We start from the raw sequence: 19,818 nt of genomic DNA, 5'->3' as shown, positions 1-19,818 counted from the left end.
TAAGGAGTAAAGAGAAAAAACATTTTTTATGATTTTATGTGGATAAAGAAAAAGAATACAGAAGTAATAAGGGGATATAACTTCATTCTAAAATAATGTAACAGATATTTGTTTACAAAATGTTCAGTTATCGTTGAGGTAACTAATAAATGATTAATCAAAAAACTTAAAATTATAATGAAGATCACTTTGAAGCTACTTCAAACAGAAGAAGGTGTTAAGAGTTTCGTAATAAATTTTGTTAATCATTTAGTTGCAAAGTTTTGAGTATTTATTAGTTTTGTCAAGCTACAGGGATAAAAAATTCAATAACTTATTTACAATATAAGATGTGATGATGGATGATGAGGGAAAACAGAAAGCAAATAAAATCAAAAATTTATTTTGAATATAAGGAAATAGATGAATCCTGATCATTATATATTTTCTATCCCTCATTTTTTGGAGTTTGTTTATCGCTTCTAGTGCTAATTTTTTTAATCCTTGCCGTATTACAAGCGTTTTGAAATGCATTGCTAAAGTTTTCTTTGATAAATGTTTGATTAACTTTACTACAGATGAATGTTTCATCACCTATGGAACTAGTTCCAAGTATTTTGACTAATTCTGGTAAAATAGAAAAAAATACACGCTTTCAGAAAGTTTCTAGCCATTGTAGGTGCCTTTTTACGCCATTCAACGTCGGCAATGATATTTTTTTTATCCATTGCTTGGTATGGAATGTTTCCTATTGTATCGCATAGCTTCATTAAGGATTAGTTCATTTTGTTTTTTAGTGGTTTTAGCAAGGTTATACCAATTAGAGCTGTTTAAATACCGTTTAAGCAGCCATGCAAATGATCCTTCAGCAAGTTTTCTTGGTTTCGATTTAAGAAGTATAAGCCCTTGTAATTCGGCAAATGCAATTTTGTAGTTGTTAACAAACTCTTGTGTTGCATAGGTTCCGTGCACTCTAGATGTGGTCTTTGATCAATACGCACATACCATATAATTTTACCATGCCGTATGATTTCTTTAACAAGATGAGGAAGGCGTGGCTTTGGCATAGAAATTTCACATTTTAGAGAGCAAAGCATCATAATATCCATTCTTTGTAAATCTAATAATTTGTCTGGATTTGCTGTTGAGTTTAGTATTGGGATAACCGATTTAAGATAAATAAAAAATTCGCCTGTAGGCTTAATTTCTATGAATCCGCATTTTTGTTTTTTGGTTTCTCTTAAAGCGCGTGTAATGGCTGATTGCGTTATAGTAGTTGGACTAGGTGCTATATCTTTTCTCCTTACATTGAGATGCGATTCATCTATGTTGTGAACACGCATTTATTAAAAGTTTTTATGAAAAGACGGAGGACTGAGAGGAGAGGACACTGCCATAACTTCAAGTGGTTTGTGTCAAGATCTGCTTTAGGTTTCGCCCTATTTCTTCCAAGAATATCTCAACTGCTTGATTGATTTTTTTCTCATTACGATCGACGCGTTTGATTTTCATGCGTAAGGGAGCTGTTTGATTAGTAAACGTGGGTTATAACCGATAGAATCAAACCATTATCGTCCAGTACAAGTCATTTGGAATTGCATTGGCGCATGATATTCTGATTTAGTTTCATTATCGATAGTATTGAATAAAGCCGCATTTAGTGACTTCTGTATCATAAATGAAGCTATATTCTTGCAAGATATCATCTTCATTATTCGATCCTCATCTCATATATTCTGTTTTATAATGGGGGCTTGTTTGTCCTAATTAGATGTTTTGTTATGAGTTTGATTTTGTGTTCCCTTTACTGTTGCATCTAGATGATTCATAAGAGCCATTTTTACTTCTTTCTTGTACAGTTTTTACCCACGCTCATCCCGCTTTTGACGTGTAAGCAAGTGGTTTTGATTGTTTCAAGATAAACAAGTTTAAAATAAGAGAAGCTTACGTTATTCGGGATTTTAATTTAATATAAATACACTAAATTACCATTATAATCAATTTTTTGTATGAAGAAAATGCTTTCAACTATGTGCATGGATGCATGGTTGGTGCGCTTGCTCAAACAACAATCTTAATCGCACTCTTCTATAAAGCTATGCAATTTGACCAACCCATGAAAGAATTGGAAAAGGTTTTTGATGCTCCTCTTCATCGCTTAAAAGAATTGCGCTGTTTTGCGCTTGAGATCTCCACAAAAATTCCTGATGTTACAGTGCGTGTCAATAGCGTCCGTGATTCTGTTTCCATTGATCGTGCGGTTAGCACGTAATTCAACGTGTACACACCACTGCTTTGCATGGGGGGACAGAATGAGGGGAGAGAGCCTATAAGAGATCCTTTGATGATATCCAGCAATGACACAAACATTGCGCAATTGAAACGTTTATCCTTTTTGATTAATAATAGCGTAGAATAAGGCAAAACTATTGGTCAATTTACACTAAACAGAGGGTACCATCTTATCAGGCTATTTCTCAAATAATGCACTTCCGTTAAGGTGGAAAAGATCATCTCAAATTACGATTTTTAGGAGAAGAAAAAAGACTCATAAAGGAGGTTTTAAATACTACCCTTTCAGAATCTCTCAAAAGAAATAAACTGTTACAAAATTTAATAGCGGCTACACTACATATAGTAACAAATGCAAAACCCATATGGAGCGGGCGATGGGATTCGAACCCACGACCCCAACCTTGGCAAGGTTGTGCTCTACCCCTGAGCTACACCCGCTCACCGATTCGAAACATATTTTGCTTCAAGTGTTGCTTGTATGGCGTAGGCTTCTCTGAATTGCAACAAAAAAATAACATTTCAGTTTAATTTATTTACTCATGTTTCAAAAAGGGAAATAAAGATTGATTTTGGAAGATTCTTCAGTAATAAATTATTTCCTTTATCGATTGTTGCAAAAAAGGGGCGGAGTGAAATGTTGAGAAGAGTAAATGCATTATGGATTGCAGTTGCAGCTGTTTTTATCATCAATAGTTTTGCAAAAGCGGGTGATCACGTTAAACACGTTAAAGTTGCACTTACACAAATTATGGCACATCCTGCTGCAGATACAGTTCGTAAAGGTGTGGAAGATGTACTTGCAGAAAATGGTTATAAGCAAGGTGAAAATTTAGAACTTACTTTTTTATCAGCGCAGGGCAATATTTCTACAGCAACGCAAATTGCGCGTAAATTTGTTGGTGATAAACCTGATGTAATTGTTGCAATTAGTACGCCTTCAGCACAGACGATGTTCGCGGCAACGAAAACAATTCCTATTGTCTTTGCTGCAATTTCTGATCCTATGGGAGCGAAAATAGTGTCTTCGCTTACCAAACCTGGTGGCAATGTGACGGGGTCTTCTGATCATATAGATGTTGCAGAAAGTCTCAAGCTTTTGCAAGAGGTGAAACCAGATTTGAAAAAACTTGGTTATCTTTATAATGCTTCTGAGGCCAATTCTGTTTCAACACTTAAGGTGTTAAAAGATGCAGCGAACAAAGTGGGAATTGAAATCATTCCTTCATCGGCGTCTAAACCTTCTGATGTTCAGGCGGCGACACGCGCTTTAGTTGGTAAGGTGGATCTTATTTTTATTCCCGCTGACAATACGGTTCTTTCTGTTTTAGAGGGAGCGTCAAAAGTTACACAGGAAACGAACACTCCTTTATTTACTGTCGATGCTAACTCTATTGGACGCGGACCTTTTATGACTCAGGGCGTAAATTTCTATGATGTAGGAGTTGATGCTGGCAAGTTGGTTGTGCGTATTTTGAAGGGTGAAAAGCCCGGCGATATTGATATTGTGCAGGGAGCTAATAATGATATCCGCATTGATATGAAAGCGGCTAAAAAAGCTGGTATCATCATTCCACAAGCGGTTCTTGAACGTGCAACAAAGGTTATTCAGTAGATTTCCATTGACACGATAAAAGTACATTAAGCTTTCATGGAGTGAATTTCCGGATGAATATATTTGCGTTTTCTGGTGCTGTAGAATTAGGTCTTATTTATGCATTTGTTGCAATTGGGGTTTATCTTTCGTTTCGCGTTTTAGATTTTCCTGATTTAACTGTCGATGGTTCTTTTCTTCTCGGGTCGTGTGTTTGTGGTGTTTTGATTCTTTTAGGTTTTAATCCATGGACGGCTATGGTATGCGCTTTTTGTGCAGGTATGGTAGCTGGATTATTAACAGCTTTGCTGAATTTACATTTTGGTATTTTAAATCTTTTGGCTTCCATTTTAACGATGTCAGCGCTTTATACGATTAATCTTCGTATTATGGGGATTATGGGAGGATCTAATGTTAATTTAGCACGTGCTGATACTGCTTTAACACCCTTTTATGATTTGTTTGGTTTGTCTGATATTTTTGTGCGTCCTCTTTTTGTTGGTGCTGTATTGTTAGTTGTGGCATTTTTGATTTGGCGCTTTTTGGAAAGTGAAATCGGTCTTGCTATGAGGGCGATGGGTGCTAATCCACGGATGGCTACGGCGCAAGGGGTTCATACGTCAGCGTTGATTTATTTTGGTATGGGTCTTTCAAATGCATGTGTTGCGCTTGGAGGTTCCCTTTATATTCAAACCGCGATTGCTACCGATATTACCGGTGGAATTGGTACGATTGTTTTCGGTTTAGCAGCAGTTATTATTGGTGAAACCCTCTTTCGTACGCGCAATATTTTCTGGATTATTATCAGTTGTATTGTGGGATCTGTGCTTTATCGCGTTGCAGTGCAGTTTGCTTTTGAAGCACAGGGGATCGGTATTGATACGTCGACCGATCTTCAATTGATCACCGCGCTTTTGGTTGTTTTAACACTTATTGTACCACGCTATTTGGGGAGGCGTAAACATGATTGAGTTTTCTCATGTTGGGGTTACTTTTAAACCGCAAACGCCTTTAGAAAAACAGGCATTAATTGATATTAATCTCAAGATTGATCGTGGCAGTTTTGTTACGATTATTGGTTCAAATGGCGCTGGTAAATCAACTTTGCTTAGTGTTTTAGCGGGCGCAACCCTTCCTACGACAGGAAAAGTGGTGATTAATGGACAAAATGTTTCTAGGCAATCTGTAAGTGAGCGCGCTGGGAGGGTTGCTTGTGTTTTTCAGGATTCATTAATAGGAAGCTGTGGTTCTTTAACAATTGAAGAAAACTTGGCTCTTGCTGCTCTTCGAGGGAGCCGCCGTGGTTTGCGTTCAGCCTTAAATCATGAAAAACGGCAATTTTTCCGAGATGAAATTGCTCAATTAGGTATTGGTCTTGAAGCGTATATCCATAATCCTATGGACAGTTTATCGGGTGGACAACGTCAAGCAGTTTGTCTTGTGATGGCTACTTTAGCGCATGCGGATGTTTTATTGCTTGATGAGCACACTTCAGCATTAGATCCAGGAATGGCTGATTTTGTGATGCGGTTAACCGAAAAAATCGTTGAAGAGAAAAAATTAACAACTATTATGGTGACGCATTCTATGCGTCAGGCCCTTGATCATGGAGATCGGACGCTGATGTTGCATGGTGGTAAAGTGATTTTTGATGTGTCTCAAGAAGAGCGGAAGGGTTTGAATGTAAATGATTTAATTGGTATGTTTCAGAAAGTTCGCGGGGAAGCTCTTGATGATGATGAACTGTTAATGGATTAATATTTTGGCTGAGAAAAAAGCGCATGAAGTTGACTCTTTTCTAACGCGTCTTTCACGTTCTTTCCCTATCGTTCTCATTTATGGACCAGATCGTGGTCTGGTTTGTGAACGTGCACAGCGTTTTGCGAAGCTTACACGGGTGGCCATAGAAGATCCATTTTCAATGATTCGTTTGGATGCTGCTGAAATTGATAAAGATCCTGCTCGTTTGGGAAATGAAGCGCGTACTTTATCGCTTTTTGGCGGAGATCGTTTGATATGGGTCTCTAACAGTGCTAACCAAAAAGGCTTTCTTACAGCCTTGAAGTTTTTAATTGAGGAACCACCAGAGGCATGTTTTATTCTCATTGAAGCGGGGGATTTAAAAAAAGGAACAGGCTTACGCAATATTGTTGAAACGGCATCAAAAGCGATGGCCCTTCCCTGTTTTGCCGATGATGCTCGTTCTCTTGATGGCTTGATTGATGAGGTTTTAGGTCATTTTAAGAAGACCCTTTCTTTGGATGCGCGCAAGTGGTTGCACGAAAGTTTGGGAGGGGATCGTCTCGTATCACGGAGTGAATTGGAGAAGCTTTGTCTTTATGCTTCAAATGTCCATATTACTCTTGAAGATGTGAAGGCTGTTGTGAGCGATGTGAGTGCTCTTTCTCTAGATGAAGTGATTGATGCTCTTTTATTGGGTGATATAACAGGTTTTGAGGCTCATTTTAGTAGACATGCAGCACTGCATGGTGCGCTTTTTTTTATTTTGAGTACGGCACAGAGGCATTTTCAGCAATTACAGCTTTTGCGTTATCAAGTCGAGGTTGAAGGGAAAGCACCCTTTACAGTGATTTCTCAAGCGCGACCACCGATTTTTTTTCAACGGAAAAAAATAGTTGAACAGGCTTTAAGATATTGGAAACTGGAACATATTTCTTACGCAATGGAAAGAATTCAAAGCGCTGTTTTAGATAGTCGTAAGAATCCGCTTTTGGGTGAAGCGATCATTCGTCAAGTTTTGCTAGGGCTTACAATTGTTGCGCGGCGCCAAATGGCTGGTTAAAATATTCAGTTGTGTTTTTGGTGGCTTATTGACTTGATTTATGGCGTTGGCGGAAGAGAAAATGCTTTTAGAATTACGGTATCTTTTTGCACAATTTGTTTAGCTGAATTTTCAATATTTGAAACAGTTATATTGATTGTTGCTACCAGAAGGTTTGGCATAATGTAATCCCACTATAAGAAGAATTGTTATCTGTTTAGTAATGCATGTTTGTAAGCAATGGATTGTCAAGTTTTAGGGCTTGATGTTACGTTTTCTATCATTTATTTGTTGTGCGTTTTCCTGGTAAAAATAATCTGTTAGTAGTTTGTGCGGGTAATTATTGAGCTGCACCTGACTTTATTTATTCTTTTATCGGTTGTGGTTTTTTAAATGTTTGGTACATAAATCTTGAACAAACAGAGAGACAAATCGTAGTTATGTTACCGTTTTCAAAGAGTTTTTAAAGGTGAAAGATGCTCCATATTCAGTTTGAAAAAATAGCACTCATTGGGATCGGTCTTATTGGTTCTTCTTTGGCAAGAGTGATTAAAAAGAAAAATATCGCGGTTCAAATTTCTATTGCAACGCGACGGCAAGAAACCTTGAAAAGGGCGCGTGAATTGGAACTTGGGGATTTTTATACAACCGATAATGCGGAAGCTGTTGAAGGAGCAGATTTAGTGATTGTCTCTGTTCCTGTTGGAGCGAGTGCGGAGGTGGCAAAAACCATTCGTGATCATTTAAAGTCGGGAGCGATTGTGACTGATGTTGGCTCTACAAAAGCTTTGGTTATTGAGGAAATGGCGCCTTTATTACCCAAAACCGTTCATTTTATTCCTGGTCATCCGATTGCCGGAACTGAATATTCAGGACCAGATGCTGGTTTTGCTGATTTATTTATGAATCGCTGGTGTATTTTAACCCCTTTTGCTGAAAGTGATGCTGTAGCTGTCGCGCAATTGACAGCGTTTTGGGAGGCTTGTGGTGCTCGTGTCGAGAAGATGACTCCTAAACATCATGATCTTGTTTTGGCTATTGTTTCGCATTTGCCGCATTTGATTGCTTATAATACTGTTGGGACAGCGAGTGATTTAGAAAAAGTGACGAATTCAGAAGTGATTGCTTATTCTGCTTCGGGTTTTCGTGATTTTACGCGTTTGGCATCTTCTGATCCTGTTATGTGGCGAGATATTTGTTTGCATAATAAGGAAGCTATTTTAGAAATGTTGAGCCGTTTTAATGAAGGGCTTGCTTCCCTAGAACGGGCAATTCGTTTGGGAGATGGTGAAACATTGTTTAACTTTTTTACCCGTACGCGTGCTGTACGCCGTAATATTATTGCTGCGGGTCAGGAAATAGATGCTCCTGATTTTGGACGTCATAATCTTTCTAAAGAGAGGGGATGAAAACAAAGCTTTTTTCTAGAAACCTATATTTTTTTAAGTTGTGAATTGCCATAAAGAGAAGGTAAGCAACTGATCGGGTAGAGATGACTAGGGTTTAAAAAAGTCATTTGGTGTGTGTCAAATCTTGTAATATCACAGATCGCTTTGGATAGGTTTTTGTAGATGCCTTACCTGCTTTCCTGACAGTATCAACGGTTGATATGTATAGATTTTTATAGTTTTTGGCTCTTGAAGCATTCTATGTGGTTTTGATACAAAGTGAGGCTTGACCATATTGATCATTGCCCTTTATATTGGCGAAGATTGTTTTTAGGCTTTGGTGATTTTTATAAAGCTTGAATAGATTGGGAAGAGTGTTACCAGAAAGTATTAAGATTTGTTAAGAAGTATCTTTTGGTATAGCTATCGTATCCTTGTTGATGCAGTAAGTCATTATTGGCGTGGGAATGGGAGTGCTTTTGCCAGTCATGTCGCGCTGTCGGGGCTTTTAGCATTTTTCCCTTTCGTTATTTTTGGGACATCTCTTGCTAGCTTTATCGGTGCTTTTACTTATACGCCGCAAAAAATAAAAACGCTTGTGCAGTTACTGCCAGATGTCATTGCAGAGCCTTTATCTCAGGAAATTATCAATGTTTTAACTGTTCAGCGAGGGGGTGTGTTAACAGTTTCTGTCATTGGAGCAGCCTATTTTGCCTCTAATGGGATAGAGGCTTTGCGTACAGCTTTAAATAAGGCTTATCGTGTTGTTGATCGACGTAGTTTGTTGTTTTGTCGTTTTCAAAGTTTGTTTTTTGTAATTCTTGGCACCGTTGGTCTTGTTGTGATCAGCTTTTTATTGGTTTTGGCACCTTTACTGATAAAAATTATGCAAAATCATTCTTTTTTCATTATTGAATATATTGGTATAATTCGTCTATGGCGTTACATAATTGCAGCAGTTGTTCTCTTTGTAAGTCTTTTGATTGTTCATAAATGGCTCCCAGCAGAGCGACGGAAATTTATAGATATCTTACCAGGAATCGTGGTGACAATGTCAGTGTGGTTTATGGCTTCTATTGCTTTTGCGCAATATTTGACAATGTTTGATTATATTTCTACCTATGCGGGGTTAGCATCTATTATGGTTGCGATTATTTTTCTTTATATGTTAAGTGCAATTTTTATTTTGGGAGGTGAAATAAACGCAGCGATAATGTTTTATCGCAAGCATTTACGATCTTCAGATGAATGAAAGAACCTCTATCGTTGCGTGAAAGCCAAGAAACGAATACACGAGTAAAACCTGCCATCACCTTGTTGATTGATGCGGATGCTTGTCCTGTAAAAGCTGAAATTTATCGTGTTATGAATCGTTATCAGCTAAAAACCTTTATTGTAGCAAATCGTTTTTTCTCTCTTCCAGATGAAACCCTCATTGAAAGAGTGGTCGTTTCTGGTGGACTTGATTGCGCGGATGATTGGATTGTAGAACATGTATATGAGGCTAGTATCGTTGTTACTAGTGATATCCCTTTAGCAGCACGCGTTGTGCGGGCTGGGGGTGTTTGTCTTTCGCCATCGGGGCGTGTTTTTGATGCAAGTTCAATCGGTCAAGCTCTGGCGATGCGTAATTTGATGGAAGATTTGCGAGGACAAGGGTATATAACAGGAGGGCCTCGTCCTTTGTCTCGTAAAGATCGTTCTTCTTTCTTGTCAGCACTAGATCTCGTTATACAACGTTTAAAAAGGCGCGGTTATTAAGTTATTGGGCTTCTTTCATGACAGCTTTTATAAGTCTTTTAGCATCGTCATTGGCCCATGGAGCAGCACCATTGAATGAAGCAATAAGATACCCCTCTTTATTGATGAGAAGTGTGACGGGTAATCCTAAAGCGAGTCCTTGTTTTCTAATGTTGTTGAAAATCTCCATTGTTTCATCGCGATAATAAAGCAAATTATCAGCGTGAACATCTTGTAAAAATTTTTGAATTTTTTCAGAAGAAGCTATTTTGTCTACATTAATAGCTATGACATCGAAATTTTCTCCACCCATCTCACGTTTTAATTGCGCCAGTTCGGGCATTTCTGTGCGGCAGGGAGCACACCAAATAGCCCATAGATTGATCAAGAGCGGTTTTCCAGTAAATTCAGCGAGTTTGTGGTCTTTTCCTTGAATATCCTTGAAAGAAAGTTGATTCATATCTGCGGGCGTATCAACAAATCGCATGTGGATAAAAAAGCCTTTTGCTGCTTTTCTGATCGCTGTTATTTTTTCTTCTTGTATTTTTTTGGTATTTTTTCCTGAAATAAAATCGGTGAAAAAGGACACTATCTTGTCATAAGGGCTTTTTATTGCGTATAAACTGACAGTAGCTAGGATCACGACAACAAAAAATGATGCGATGAAGAACCCCTTTTTATTCTTCTTTTTTTGCGTTTTAGGAATCATAATTTTTATCCTTTTTATGGGTGGTTTCAGAGTATGACAGATGAGAAGTTAAAGAACCAAATGTGGGGTGGACGTTTTATAGCAGGACCTGCTGCAATTATGGAAGAAATTAATGCTTCAATTGATTTTGATCAAAAACTTTATCGGCAAGATATTGAAGGTTCACTTGCTCATGCCGCGATGTTAGTGCAAACGGAGATTATTTCACAATCAGATTATGAAAAAATTGTTCATGGTTTAAAGCTTATTCGTCAAGAAATTGAGGACGGTCGGTTTATTTTTTCACGAAGACTTGAAGATATTCATATGAATATTGAAGCACGACTTTGCGAGTTGATTGGTTCTGTAGCAGGGCGTTTGCATACGGCGCGTTCACGCAATGATCAAGTTGCTGTTGATTTTCGTTTGTGGGTACGTGAGGCGTCACAGAGGATAGCGCAAGCTTTAAAAAGATTGATAGAGAAATTGCTTGTTCGAGCAGAACAGCATATCGATACATTTATGCCAGGCTTTACGCATTTGCAATCGGCGCAGCCTGTAACATTTGGTCATTATATGATGGCTTATGTTGAAATGTTTGGTCGAGATTTATCGCGGATACGTGATGCAGTTGAGCGAATGAATGAATCACCCTTAGGGGCTGCAGCCTTGGCAGGTACAAGCTTTCCAATTGATCGTTTTATGACAGCAAAAGCGTTAGGTTTTCGAGAACCAACACGCAATTCGATTGATAGTGTTTCTGATCGTGATTTTGCGTTGGAATTTTTAAGCGTTGGTGCTCTTTGTGCAATGCATCTTTCGCGTTTAGCGGAAGAAATTGTCCTTTGGTCAAGTGAACAATTTCATTTTATTCGTTTATCAGACGCTTTTTCAACTGGTTCATCCATTATGCCACAAAAAAGAAATCCAGATGCTGCAGAACTTGTGCGTGCAAAAACTGGGCGACTGAATGGAGCTCTGATTGGGTTGTTAACGGTGATGAAAGGTTTGCCCCTTGCCTATTCAAAAGATATGCAGGAAGATAAAGAATATGTGTTTGATGGAGCTTTGAGTCTAGAATTAGCGCTGGCAACAATGACAGGGATTATAGGTGATTTGCAAGTTAATAAAGAAGCTATGAAACAAGCGGCTGATTCTGGTTATGCAACTGCAACGGATTTTGCAGATTGGCTTGTGCGTGAATTAGGGCTTCCTTTTCGTGAAGCACATCATATTACCGGGCGTGCTGTAGCATTGGCAGAAAAGAAACAATGTGCTTTGAATGATTTGCCATTGGTTGAACTTCAAGCGATATATCCAGAGATTAATGCAGCGCTTTTTGATTTTTTAACGGTTGAAAAATCAGTTGAAAGTCGTAAAAGTTTTGGTGGAACGGCGCCTTCAGAAATACTTTGTCAAATTGCTTATTGGAAAAAACGCCTTGTAACTGCCTGAATGGTTGGATCGTAAATCCAAAAAATGAAAAAGCCTTGATAGGAGAGAGAAGGGCGTATGAAAATCATTTTAAAGAGTTTAACAATTGTCCTTGTGGGGTGTGTTTTTATTGTTGGGTGCGGCCGTAAAGGGCCATTAGAAATGCCTTATTCAACTATGGAAAAACCTGCGCGAGGAGCATCTTCACTTAAAAGTGAAGAAGATAAATCTTTTGTGCTTGATCGTTTGATACAGTAAGGGGGAAATATGCATTTTTTCACCTATCATCAAGGCATGCTTCATGCTGAAGGGCTTTCGCTTTCTGTTCTTGCACAGGATGTGGGAACACCTTTTTATTGTTATTCGGCTAGTGCATTGGTTGGACGTTTTCAAGAGTATCAAAAGGCATTTCAAGAGATACCGAGTTTGATTGCTTATGCGGTTAAAGCCAATTCTAATCAAGCTGTTTTGCGGCTTCTTAGCTTGAATGGATCGGGAGCTGATGTTGTTTCAGAAGGTGAATTGCGGCGTGCTCTTGCTGTTGGGATTCCTGCGCATCGTATTGTTTATTCTGGAGTTGGTAAAACAGTGCGGGAGATAGATTTTGCTCTTTCTCAAGATATTTACTGTTTTAATGTTGAGTCAGAGCAGGAACTTGAACAATTGTCAGCCCGTGCTGTTGCGCTTTCAAAAACAGCACGGGTTTCATTACGCATTAATCCAGATGTTGATGCAAAGACTCATGAGAAAATTACAACGGGAAAATCTGAGAATAAATTCGGTATTCCACTGTTGTTAGCAAGAGAGGCTTATAAAAAAGCGGATTCTTTACCTGGATTACATGTTTGTGGTGTCGATATGCATATTGGTAGTCAGATTTGTGATTTAAAACCGTTTGAGGAGGCATTTTTTATTATCGCAGATTTTGTGCGTCAATTGTGGAGCGATGGTTATGCGATAACGCATATAGATGTTGGTGGTGGGCTTGGTATTGCATACGGTAATGAACAATATAACATACCTTCTCTTTTTGATTATGCAGCGCTTGTAAAGAAGCATATTGCACCGTTAGGGATCAATATTATCGTGGAGCCGGGACGTAGCATTGTGGGAGAAGCTGGTGTGTTGGTGACTTCTGTTCTCTATTTAAAAAGAGGAGAAGGGCGGAATTTTGTTATTGTTGATGCTGCGATGAATGATCTTATACGTCCAACGCTTTATGAGGCTTGGCAGAGTGTAGTGCTTGTGAAACAAACATCAAGTGATGCATCGCTTATTCAGGCAGATATTGTTGGTTCAGTTTGTGAAACCGGCGATTATTTAGCATTAGATCGCTGTGTGCCGATCTTAGCACCAGGTGATCTTTTGGCGATTACGGGAGCGGGCGCTTACGGTGCGGTGATGGCGAGTACCTATAATAGCCGGCTTTTGGTGCCAGAAGTTCTTGTTCAGGATACGCGTTACGCGGTCATTCGTCCGCGTCTTGATTATGCGCAATTGATAGGCTGTGACCATATTCCAGATTGGCTCTAGCGTTGTTAGGTGTTTGTGGTCTTATTTTTACTAAACTTTGATGAAACAATTTATTTTCTGGAAATAGTCTTGTATGGGTTTTATGATCGCAATTCGCCACTGTAAAAGGGGACAAATGTTTGTCTATGAAAAATGAAAACATCAAAAGTTTTGCAAGAATAAAGCTTTTGTATGTGCGCATTTTAATGTGGTTTATCCTCTCATTCGAGCGGATATGGGTGCGTTTGTTGCCGTTTTTCTTAGTTCTTAGTCTCTTTTGTTCGCTTAGTTGGTTTGGTATTTTTGGTATTCTAGGTTATTGGCTACATTTACTCTTACTTGGGCTTATACTTTTTTTTGCTGTGGGGAGTTTATTTTTTCTTATTCATTTTCGGTTTCCTACAACGAGGGAAATTAATCAGCGTCTTGAACAAGAAAACAGCCTTAAAAATCAGCCTTTAAGCGCTCAAACCGACCATGTATATTTCGAAAATAGTGAAGATATTAGTGTAATTATTTGGCGTGAACATCAACGCCGCATGGCGAAACAATTATGCCATTTAAAAACTGGTTTTATCTATCCTAATAGTGCAGTTCATGATCCTCTGGCTCTGAGGACTTTATGTATTCTCCTTTGTGTGTGTGCTTTTAGTTTTTCTTTTGGTTCGCTTGGGGGACGTTTGGCAGATGCGTTTGATTTTCGTCCTATTGTTGATGAAACAACCATACGGATTGATGCTTGGATTACCCCGCCTGCTTATACCGGTGTTGCGCCTATTTATTTAACAAAAGATGAGAAAAAACAGCTTGCAGTTCCTGAAGGGAGTGACGTCGTTGTACGTGTTGTCAATGGTGCTGGTATTACAGTAAAAGCAAAATCTGATGACGATGGGCGCGAAGTTTTGTTTTCAAAGAAAAACGAAAAAGGGATTTTGAATGATTCCATTGTTCATTTTGAAACACATTTAAAACATTCAATAGGTTTGTTTGTTTCATCACGTCACAAGCAACAGCAGTGGCATTTGCAGGTGATTAAAGATCAGCCCCCAACAATTCGTTGGCTGGAAAAACCAGGGCGGATTTTGACTGGTTCGTTAGAACTTCAGTATGAGCTGGATGATGATTATAGTGTGACAAAAGCTTTTGTTGAAATAGAGCCTTTTTTTAATCAGTACAAAAGTGCGTCTTCTCTTTATAACGCACCTGAAATAAAGCTTCTTCTTCCACGTGGTGGAAAGGGTAAAATGAGGACGGTACAAGATGTATCAGCGCATCCGTGGGCTGGTTCAGAAGTTAAAATAACTCTTGTGGCAGAAGATGGCGCGGGGCAACAAGGCCGTAGCAAAACTTTTGTTATGACATTACCACAGCGTGTTTTTTCAAATCCTGTTGCACGCGCAGTGATTGAATTGCGTCGTTTACTGGTTCTTGATGCTTCTGCAAAAGAGCGTGTACTCGATATGCTTTCTGCTTTGCTTGTGCGTCCAGAAGAGGGGCTGAAAAATATCACACATTTTCTTGTTCTACAGAGTGTATGGACAAGGCTTTCTATGGCAGAAACAGAGGATGATTTGCGTAGTGTGGTTGATTATTTATGGCAGATAGCTTTGGGTATTGAAGGCAATCAGTTCGAATCTGTTCAGAAAAATTTAAAACAAGCACAAGCTGCTTTACGTGATGCACTTCGTTATGGTGCTCCAGCTACAGAAATTGAACGCCTTATGGCAGATTTACGCCAAGCTATGGATAATTATATTCACGCTTTGGCTGAAAATGCACAAGACAAGAGCAATCCTAACAATAGCAATTTTAGCCGTCCTAATCTTTCTGAAGATTCATTACAAAAAAAGCTCAATTTAATTGAAGAAATGGCCAAAATGGGTTCTTCTTTAGCAGCTGAACAACTGTTGGCTGAAATTGAACAGACTCTTGATCATTTGCAAGTGCAAAAAGGTAATCAAAGTGAAGAGAAGGGTCAGAGTAAATCTGCAAGGATGAAAGAAAAAATGGATCAGCTTGGAGATTTGATGCATCGTCAGCAAGAAATTCTCAATGAAACACATCAATTAGAAATGGAACAACAACGTGGAGAAAGTATACCGGAAAAGCAAAGAGAATCTTTAAAAAAACGTCAAGCTGAGTTGCAGTCTGAATTATCAATGTTAGAAAAAGAATTATTAGCGCAAGGGTTTGGATCAAATAGTGCCTTCAAAAGGGCAGAAGAAAAAATGAATTCTGCAGAAAATGCTCTTGAACACGGAAATAATCAAATATCCATACAAAATCAGTCAGATGCTTTAGAAGCTTTGCGGCAAGGTGCACAAAATGTTTTAGAAAAAATGCGTGAAGTGCTTAAGGAAGCCGGAGAAAATCAAAATACTACTGCTGGTTCTGAAGATCCATTGGGGCGTCCACTTTCTTCAAAAACAGATCAAGGGCAAGAAGGAACGATTATACCACAAGAAAGTGATCAAATGCGTACACGGCAGATCTTGGAGGAAATTCGCAAACGTTTGGGTAGGGAACATATTTTAGAAGAAGAAAAAAACTATCTTGAGAAGCTACTCCATTTTAATTAAGTGCTTTTTTCTTTTAATAGATAGAAGCGTATTGGAAGCCTTTGTAGAGCACAAGATTCAAAAATAAAAGTCATCATTAAAGCGCTTGTTTGAAATGATTATAAAAATATTCTGTACGTTTTTTTTGTGATTTGCGTTTAAAATATGAGACATTGAAATGTTCTCTATTGCGGAGAAATGGCAAAAGTCCATATAAACAAGGTATATGAATGCCTGTGATATTTAAAATTTTTTCTAAACGGTATGTTGAATTGGATATAATCACACTAAGAGATTTTTATGCTTCGACCCTTGGACTGCGTGTGCAGGCGACACTGTGTGACCAATTAAATTTATGGTGGCCCGATCTTACTGATAAACGGGTTATGGGTTTGGGGTATGCGCTTCCTTATCTTTCTTTGTTGCGTACACGTGCACAACAATGTTTTGCTTTTATGCCAGCTAGCCAGGGTGCTTCACCTTGGCCTTGTGCTGAGAAAGTTGCTACAGCACTCGTTTTTGAAGAAGATTTGCCGCTTCCTGATGCTTCTGTTGATTGTATTTTACTGGTACATGCACTTGAATATACAGAAAATTCCTTTGAAACACTGAATGAAATATGGCGTGTTTTAGCTCCCAATGGAAGCTTGGTTGTTATTGTCCCTAATCGTCCTGGTTTTTGGGCGCGCAACGCTTGTACACCTTTTGGTTACGGTGAGCCTTATAGTCGGCAACAGATCACTCGTTTGTTTGAAAAAACAAATTTTATTTCTGAGTCAGTACAAGAAATTGTACATTATACGCCTTCTTCAGGTTGTATCTCGCGGTTATTCTCATTTTTTTATGAGCCGTTTGCACGCTATCTTTTGCCTTATTTTGGAGGGCTATTAATGTGTAAAGCACAGAAACGTGTTTATCAGGGTTTGCTTGTACAGCGTCGTCAATCGCGGCGTGTTTTTATTCCTGCTTTATCACCTCAAGCCTATGAAAGCTCTTCTCAGCTTGCTCCAAAGCCTATTTTACGACGGTGACCGTGAAGGACTAAGCGCAAAACTCATTGGGCTTCACCATTTTTACTTATGCAAGGGGTAAGCAGGCGCTATCATCAAAAGCGTTTTTGAAGCTGTCAATGTCCGATGAGTTTTAAAGGTTTAAACGATAGCCGTTTGGATCAGTTATGAGAATTCGTGCATTGGAGGGGTCTTTTTCGATTTTTTGTCGTAAACGGTAGATATGGGTTTCTAAGGTATGGGTAACAATGTTTTCATTATAGCCCCAAATTTGTTCTAACAGTGTTTCACGATTCACAATTTTATCATAAGAGTGATAAAGGTATTTAAGAATCGCTGCTTCTTTTTCTGTAAGACGAATTTTGTTGTTGTGTTGATCAATAAGGAGCCTTTGTCTAGGTTTAAAAATATAGGGACCGATGTAAGAGACTGTATCGTTATTTTTCTCATATTGACGCAATTGGGTGCGCATTCGTGCCAATAACACCGCAAAGCGAAAAGGCTTTTTTATATAATCATTAGCACCTGTTTCAAGATCTAAAAAGGTATCGCAGTCTGTATCATGATTCGTGATCATGATAATGGGAGCGCGAAATCCTTGCGAGCGTAATTTTTTAATGGCTTCACGACTATCAAGGTCAGGCAATTCAAGTCCAAAAATAGCGAGATCAATACTATTTGTTTGGGTTATCATTATTCCTGCTTTAGCTGTTTTTGCTTGGAATACTTCAAATTCCTTATGTATTTGCAATTGTTCTACCAAAATAGGGCGCAAATCATTATCTGCTTCAACAATTAAAAGGGTGTAGCGGTTCATTTTTTTCCTTATAAGATTGTTAATGTACCGAGAACTGAAAAATAGTTTCATAAAAAATGAGATTTCATGCAAGGAAAATTAAAAAAGAAAGCTTCTAAAAAACGAACTTTTATTGCTTCTATGGTTGTTCGTCGACAGGCAGGGCGTCATGCGGCACGAGGTATTTTGTGTGCTGGTCAAAATCATTTTTTTTGTGCTTTGGGTTGGGCTGGTATTTCTGCTTTTAAGCGTGAAGGAGATGGGGCTACACCTTTAGCACATATGCGTTGTTTGAGTGGATTTTGTGGCAACTCTTATCGTTTTTTACCACGTTCTGCTTTGCCTTTTCACCGTATTCGAATGCAAGATGGTTGGTGTGATGCGTGTAATGATGCCAATTATAATCGTTTGGTACGTCTTCCTTATGGTAATAGTGCTGAAAAAATGCAACGTGAAGATGGGCTTTATGAAATTGTTGTGGTTTTGGATTGGAATATTACTGAGCGAAAAATGGCAAGAGGGAGTGCCATATTTATGCATTTAGCACGGGAAAATTATTCGCCAACAGAAGGGTGTATTGCACTTGCTCGTCGTGATATGGAACGTCTTTTACCATACATGAGCAAACGGACAAAAATTATTGTGTTAAGGTAGAAAAATTTCTTCATTTAAGGTTGCCCATCAAACAAACCTCTTTCCATTCATCTTCTGTTACCGGTTGTACTGATAAGCGACTTACATTAACCAGCACCATATTTTTCAGTTTTGGATTGGCTTTAATCTGCTTTAATGAAACAGGGGTTGGCATATCACAAACTGCACGAATATCTACACATTCCCAGCGTGGATCAGAGGATGTAGAATCAGGGTGTGCTTCAGCACAAACTTCTACAATGCCAACAATTTCTAACCCTTTATTAGAGTGATAAAAAAAACCTTTATCACCATATTTCATAGTGCGCATATTGTTACGGGCTTGATAATTGCGTACACCATCCCATTGTTCGCCCTCAGCACCTTTTTTCTTTTGCATATCCCATGACCATTTATGAGGTTCAGATTTAAAAAGCCAATAAGCCATGTGCTCTCCTGTTTATGAACCAAGGAGTATAAGATGTGATATCAAAAAACACAATAAAGTCAATATGTTATTTGCAATTATTTTATATGAATCCACTTAAGAATCCACATTTTTATGCATGATTCATTTGACCATTTTTTATAAACAATTGCTATCTATAAACAGAGCATAAAAAGCAAATCATGATGTAAATATTATAACGCATGTAAATATTCACATGAAATGAAAAGCAGATATCATTCATAACAGTTCATAAATTTTGTGATACGTTTTTATCACTCAAAATCGTATAGGTTTAAAAATCACAGCTTGTTTTAAAGATTGGTTTGTTAATCGCATGATTAGATCATCCTATAAGAGGGTAATCGTTTGAAATTGTCATAAGTTTATAGGTTTAATTTATAAAGATTGCATAAAAGGATTTAAAGATAAGATCGCTTTTAAAACCACGATATTTTTTTACCGGAATAGGAAATAAACAGATAATGAAAATCATAGTGTTATGTCTTATGAAATTGAAAGCCTTTTAATGATATACCCAAGAAAGCAACAAACGTTTTAAGAATTATAGTTTAAAAGCACAGAGCCCAAATTTGGATTGAGAGATTTTAGTCTCTCCAAATTTGGGGGCACCTATTGAGACAAAGATAAAAAAATGAAGATCTAGCTTTCACAGAAGAGCAAATCTTAAAAATCTTACATTTTATAAAAGCGTTTGTTTATTTGTCTTATGAAAAGCTGCTTTTAAAAACCAAAATGCTCGTAAATGTAAAAAAAACGATTTTGTTACAAACTATTTACTTAAGACACATTTTCTTTTGATTACATTGATAAAGCTACCAAGCATTTACAGTCTCTCTCATTCAAATAAGTGATTAAAGATCATAGGCATCGTTTACATTCCTTTTGATAAGTTTTCATATCTCTCATAGAGCACTTGCAATATGATACGTTTTGTATATAT

The 19,818-nt window shown here is 38.1% G+C and carries 19 protein-coding genes and 1 tRNA gene; 14 read left to right on the top strand and 6 right to left on the bottom strand.

Annotated elements, in window-relative coordinates; genetic code table 11:
• Nucleotides 1–809: 809 nt before the first annotated feature.
• Entirely contained in the window at nt 810–1,322 is a 513-nt protein-coding gene (locus QWU_RS10575) for a hypothetical protein (RefSeq protein ID WP_006590269.1), read from the bottom strand.
• A gap of 701 nt (nt 1,323–2,023) precedes the next feature.
• Here QWU_RS10575 and QWU_RS07895 point away from each other — a divergent pair.
• Entirely contained in the window at nt 2,024–2,251 is a 228-nt protein-coding gene (locus tag QWU_RS07895; protein WP_017196550.1) for a hypothetical protein, read from the top strand.
• Nucleotides 2,252–2,637: 386 nt separating this feature from the next.
• Here QWU_RS07895 and QWU_RS07890 read toward each other — a convergent pair.
• Nucleotides 2,638–2,712: transfer RNA gene (locus QWU_RS07890), tRNA-Gly, on the bottom strand.
• Nucleotides 2,713–2,908: 196 nt separating this feature from the next.
• Between QWU_RS07890 and QWU_RS07885 the strand changes: the two genes are divergently transcribed.
• The 4 genes from QWU_RS07885 to holA are packed head-to-tail and all read left to right on the top strand — an operon-like array spanning nt 2,909 to nt 6,668.
• Complete coding sequence (locus tag QWU_RS07885) at nt 2,909–3,886, top strand: ABC transporter substrate-binding protein (RefSeq protein ID WP_006590271.1); 978 nt, start codon at nt 2,909–2,911, stop codon at nt 3,884–3,886.
• Nucleotides 3,887–3,939: 53 nt separating this feature from the next.
• Nucleotides 3,940–4,836, top strand: coding sequence for an ABC transporter permease (locus tag QWU_RS07880; protein ID WP_006590272.1), 897 nt, complete (start codon nt 3,940–3,942; stop codon nt 4,834–4,836).
• Complete coding sequence (locus QWU_RS07875; protein WP_004857998.1) at nt 4,829–5,623, top strand: ABC transporter ATP-binding protein; 795 nt, start codon at nt 4,829–4,831, stop codon at nt 5,621–5,623. Before QWU_RS07880 ends, QWU_RS07875 begins: the two co-directional genes overlap by 8 nt.
• A 4-nt stretch (nt 5,624–5,627) precedes the next feature.
• The gene (gene holA / locus QWU_RS07870; protein ID WP_017196549.1) at nt 5,628–6,668 is read left to right on the top strand and encodes a DNA polymerase III subunit delta; all 1,041 of its coding nucleotides are present in this window, start codon (nt 5,628–5,630) and stop codon (nt 6,666–6,668) included.
• 38 nt (nt 6,669–6,706) lie between these two features.
• On the opposite strand, the gene QWU_RS10485 is transcribed toward holA, so the two are convergent.
• Complete coding sequence (locus QWU_RS10485; protein WP_006590274.1) at nt 6,707–6,829, bottom strand: hypothetical protein; 123 nt, start codon at nt 6,827–6,829, stop codon at nt 6,707–6,709.
• A gap of 294 nt (nt 6,830–7,123) precedes the next feature.
• On the opposite strand from QWU_RS10485, the gene QWU_RS07860 reads away from it, so the two are divergent.
• The 3 genes from QWU_RS07860 (at nt 7,124) to QWU_RS07845 (ending at nt 9,796) form a co-directional block, all read left to right on the top strand.
• Nucleotides 7,124–8,056, top strand: coding sequence for a prephenate/arogenate dehydrogenase family protein (locus tag QWU_RS07860; RefSeq protein ID WP_017196548.1), 933 nt, complete (start codon nt 7,124–7,126; stop codon nt 8,054–8,056).
• 376 nt (nt 8,057–8,432) lie between these two features.
• Nucleotides 8,433–9,287, top strand: a complete 855-nt coding sequence (locus tag QWU_RS07850; RefSeq protein ID WP_006590276.1) for a YihY/virulence factor BrkB family protein — start codon at nt 8,433–8,435, stop codon at nt 9,285–9,287.
• Nucleotides 9,284–9,796: a YaiI/YqxD family protein gene (locus QWU_RS07845; protein WP_017196546.1), complete on the top strand. Its 513-nt coding sequence runs from the start codon at nt 9,284–9,286 to the stop codon at nt 9,794–9,796. The genes QWU_RS07850 and QWU_RS07845 overlap by 4 nt, the downstream gene beginning before the upstream one ends.
• A 1-nt stretch (nt 9,797) precedes the next feature.
• Here the strand turns inward: QWU_RS07845 and QWU_RS07840 are convergent, their stop codons facing one another.
• Nucleotides 9,798–10,484 carry a TlpA family protein disulfide reductase gene (locus QWU_RS07840; protein WP_017196545.1) on the bottom strand — a complete coding sequence of 229 codons (687 nt, stop codon included), beginning with the start codon at nt 10,482–10,484 and terminating at the stop codon, nt 9,798–9,800.
• Between the two features lie 33 nt (nt 10,485–10,517).
• Here QWU_RS07840 and argH point away from each other — a divergent pair, with 33 nt between their 5' ends.
• The 5 genes from argH (at nt 10,518) to QWU_RS07815 (ending at nt 16,998) form a co-directional block, all read left to right on the top strand.
• Nucleotides 10,518–11,918: an argininosuccinate lyase gene (gene argH / locus QWU_RS07835; protein WP_026017340.1), complete on the top strand. Its 1,401-nt coding sequence runs from the start codon at nt 10,518–10,520 to the stop codon at nt 11,916–11,918.
• Nucleotides 11,919–11,975: 57 nt separating this feature from the next.
• Entirely contained in the window at nt 11,976–12,155 is a 180-nt protein-coding gene (gene lptM, locus QWU_RS07830; RefSeq protein WP_006590280.1) for an LPS translocon maturation chaperone LptM, read from the top strand.
• Between the two features lie 9 nt (nt 12,156–12,164).
• Nucleotides 12,165–13,430 carry a diaminopimelate decarboxylase gene (lysA, locus tag QWU_RS07825; RefSeq protein WP_006590281.1) on the top strand — a complete coding sequence of 422 codons (1,266 nt, stop codon included), beginning with the start codon at nt 12,165–12,167 and terminating at the stop codon, nt 13,428–13,430.
• A gap of 125 nt (nt 13,431–13,555) precedes the next feature.
• Complete coding sequence (locus QWU_RS07820) at nt 13,556–15,988, top strand: TIGR02302 family protein (RefSeq protein ID WP_017196543.1); 2,433 nt, start codon at nt 13,556–13,558, stop codon at nt 15,986–15,988.
• A gap of 209 nt (nt 15,989–16,197) precedes the next feature.
• Nucleotides 16,198–16,998 (top strand): class I SAM-dependent methyltransferase, encoded by an 801-nt coding sequence (locus QWU_RS07815; protein ID WP_017196542.1) that lies wholly within the window; start codon nt 16,198–16,200, stop codon nt 16,996–16,998.
• 112 nt (nt 16,999–17,110) lie between these two features.
• On the opposite strand, the gene QWU_RS07810 is transcribed toward QWU_RS07815, so the two are convergent.
• Nucleotides 17,111–17,794, bottom strand: a complete 684-nt coding sequence (locus QWU_RS07810) for a response regulator transcription factor (protein WP_017196541.1) — start codon at nt 17,792–17,794, stop codon at nt 17,111–17,113.
• Between the two features lie 66 nt (nt 17,795–17,860).
• Here QWU_RS07810 and QWU_RS07805 point away from each other — a divergent pair, with 66 nt between their 5' ends.
• Complete coding sequence (locus QWU_RS07805) at nt 17,861–18,427, top strand: L,D-transpeptidase family protein (RefSeq protein WP_006590285.1); 567 nt, start codon at nt 17,861–17,863, stop codon at nt 18,425–18,427.
• A 10-nt stretch (nt 18,428–18,437) separates the two neighbouring features.
• Here the strand turns inward: QWU_RS07805 and QWU_RS07800 are convergent, their stop codons facing one another.
• Entirely contained in the window at nt 18,438–18,854 is a 417-nt protein-coding gene (locus tag QWU_RS07800; protein ID WP_006590286.1) for an EVE domain-containing protein, read from the bottom strand.
• Nucleotides 18,855–19,818: the final 964 nt, after the last annotated feature.

This window comes from Bartonella birtlesii IBS 325 (genome assembly GCF_000273375.1).
Classification (GTDB): Bacteria; Pseudomonadota; Alphaproteobacteria; order Rhizobiales; family Rhizobiaceae; genus Bartonella; species Bartonella birtlesii.
The sequence above is the reverse complement of the archived record's forward strand: the minus strand, read 5'-3'. Positions and strand labels throughout refer to the sequence as shown.

What these genes read in the sequence shown, in the direction of transcription:
- QWU_RS10575 (WP_006590269.1), bottom strand. Translation starts at nt 1,322, where the DNA reads ATGCGTGTTCACAACATAGATGAATCGCATCTCAATGTAAGGAGAAAA.
- QWU_RS07895 (WP_017196550.1), top strand. Translation starts at nt 2,024, where the DNA reads ATGGTTGGTGCGCTTGCTCAAACAACAATCTTAATCGCACTCTTCTAT.
- QWU_RS07885 (WP_006590271.1), top strand. Translation starts at nt 2,909, where the DNA reads ATGTTGAGAAGAGTAAATGCATTATGGATTGCAGTTGCAGCTGTTTTT.
- QWU_RS07880 (WP_006590272.1), top strand. Translation starts at nt 3,940, where the DNA reads ATGAATATATTTGCGTTTTCTGGTGCTGTAGAATTAGGTCTTATTTAT.
- QWU_RS07875 (WP_004857998.1), top strand. Translation starts at nt 4,829, where the DNA reads ATGATTGAGTTTTCTCATGTTGGGGTTACTTTTAAACCGCAAACGCCT.
- QWU_RS10485 (WP_006590274.1), bottom strand. Translation starts at nt 6,829, where the DNA reads ATGCCAAACCTTCTGGTAGCAACAATCAATATAACTGTTTCAAATATT.
- QWU_RS07860 (WP_017196548.1), top strand. Translation starts at nt 7,124, where the DNA reads ATGCTCCATATTCAGTTTGAAAAAATAGCACTCATTGGGATCGGTCTT.
- QWU_RS07845 (WP_017196546.1), top strand. Translation starts at nt 9,284, where the DNA reads ATGAAAGAACCTCTATCGTTGCGTGAAAGCCAAGAAACGAATACACGA.
- QWU_RS07840 (WP_017196545.1), bottom strand. Translation starts at nt 10,484, where the DNA reads ATGATTCCTAAAACGCAAAAAAAGAAGAATAAAAAGGGGTTCTTCATC.
- argH (WP_026017340.1), top strand. Translation starts at nt 10,518, where the DNA reads ATGACAGATGAGAAGTTAAAGAACCAAATGTGGGGTGGACGTTTTATA.
- lptM (WP_006590280.1), top strand. Translation starts at nt 11,976, where the DNA reads ATGAAAATCATTTTAAAGAGTTTAACAATTGTCCTTGTGGGGTGTGTT.
- lysA (WP_006590281.1), top strand. Translation starts at nt 12,165, where the DNA reads ATGCATTTTTTCACCTATCATCAAGGCATGCTTCATGCTGAAGGGCTT.
- QWU_RS07820 (WP_017196543.1), top strand. Translation starts at nt 13,556, where the DNA reads ATGAAAAATGAAAACATCAAAAGTTTTGCAAGAATAAAGCTTTTGTAT.
- QWU_RS07815 (WP_017196542.1), top strand. Translation starts at nt 16,198, where the DNA reads ATGCCTGTGATATTTAAAATTTTTTCTAAACGGTATGTTGAATTGGAT.
- QWU_RS07810 (WP_017196541.1), bottom strand. Translation starts at nt 17,794, where the DNA reads ATGAACCGCTACACCCTTTTAATTGTTGAAGCAGATAATGATTTGCGC.
- QWU_RS07805 (WP_006590285.1), top strand. Translation starts at nt 17,861, where the DNA reads ATGCAAGGAAAATTAAAAAAGAAAGCTTCTAAAAAACGAACTTTTATT.
- QWU_RS07800 (WP_006590286.1), bottom strand. Translation starts at nt 18,854, where the DNA reads ATGGCTTATTGGCTTTTTAAATCTGAACCTCATAAATGGTCATGGGAT.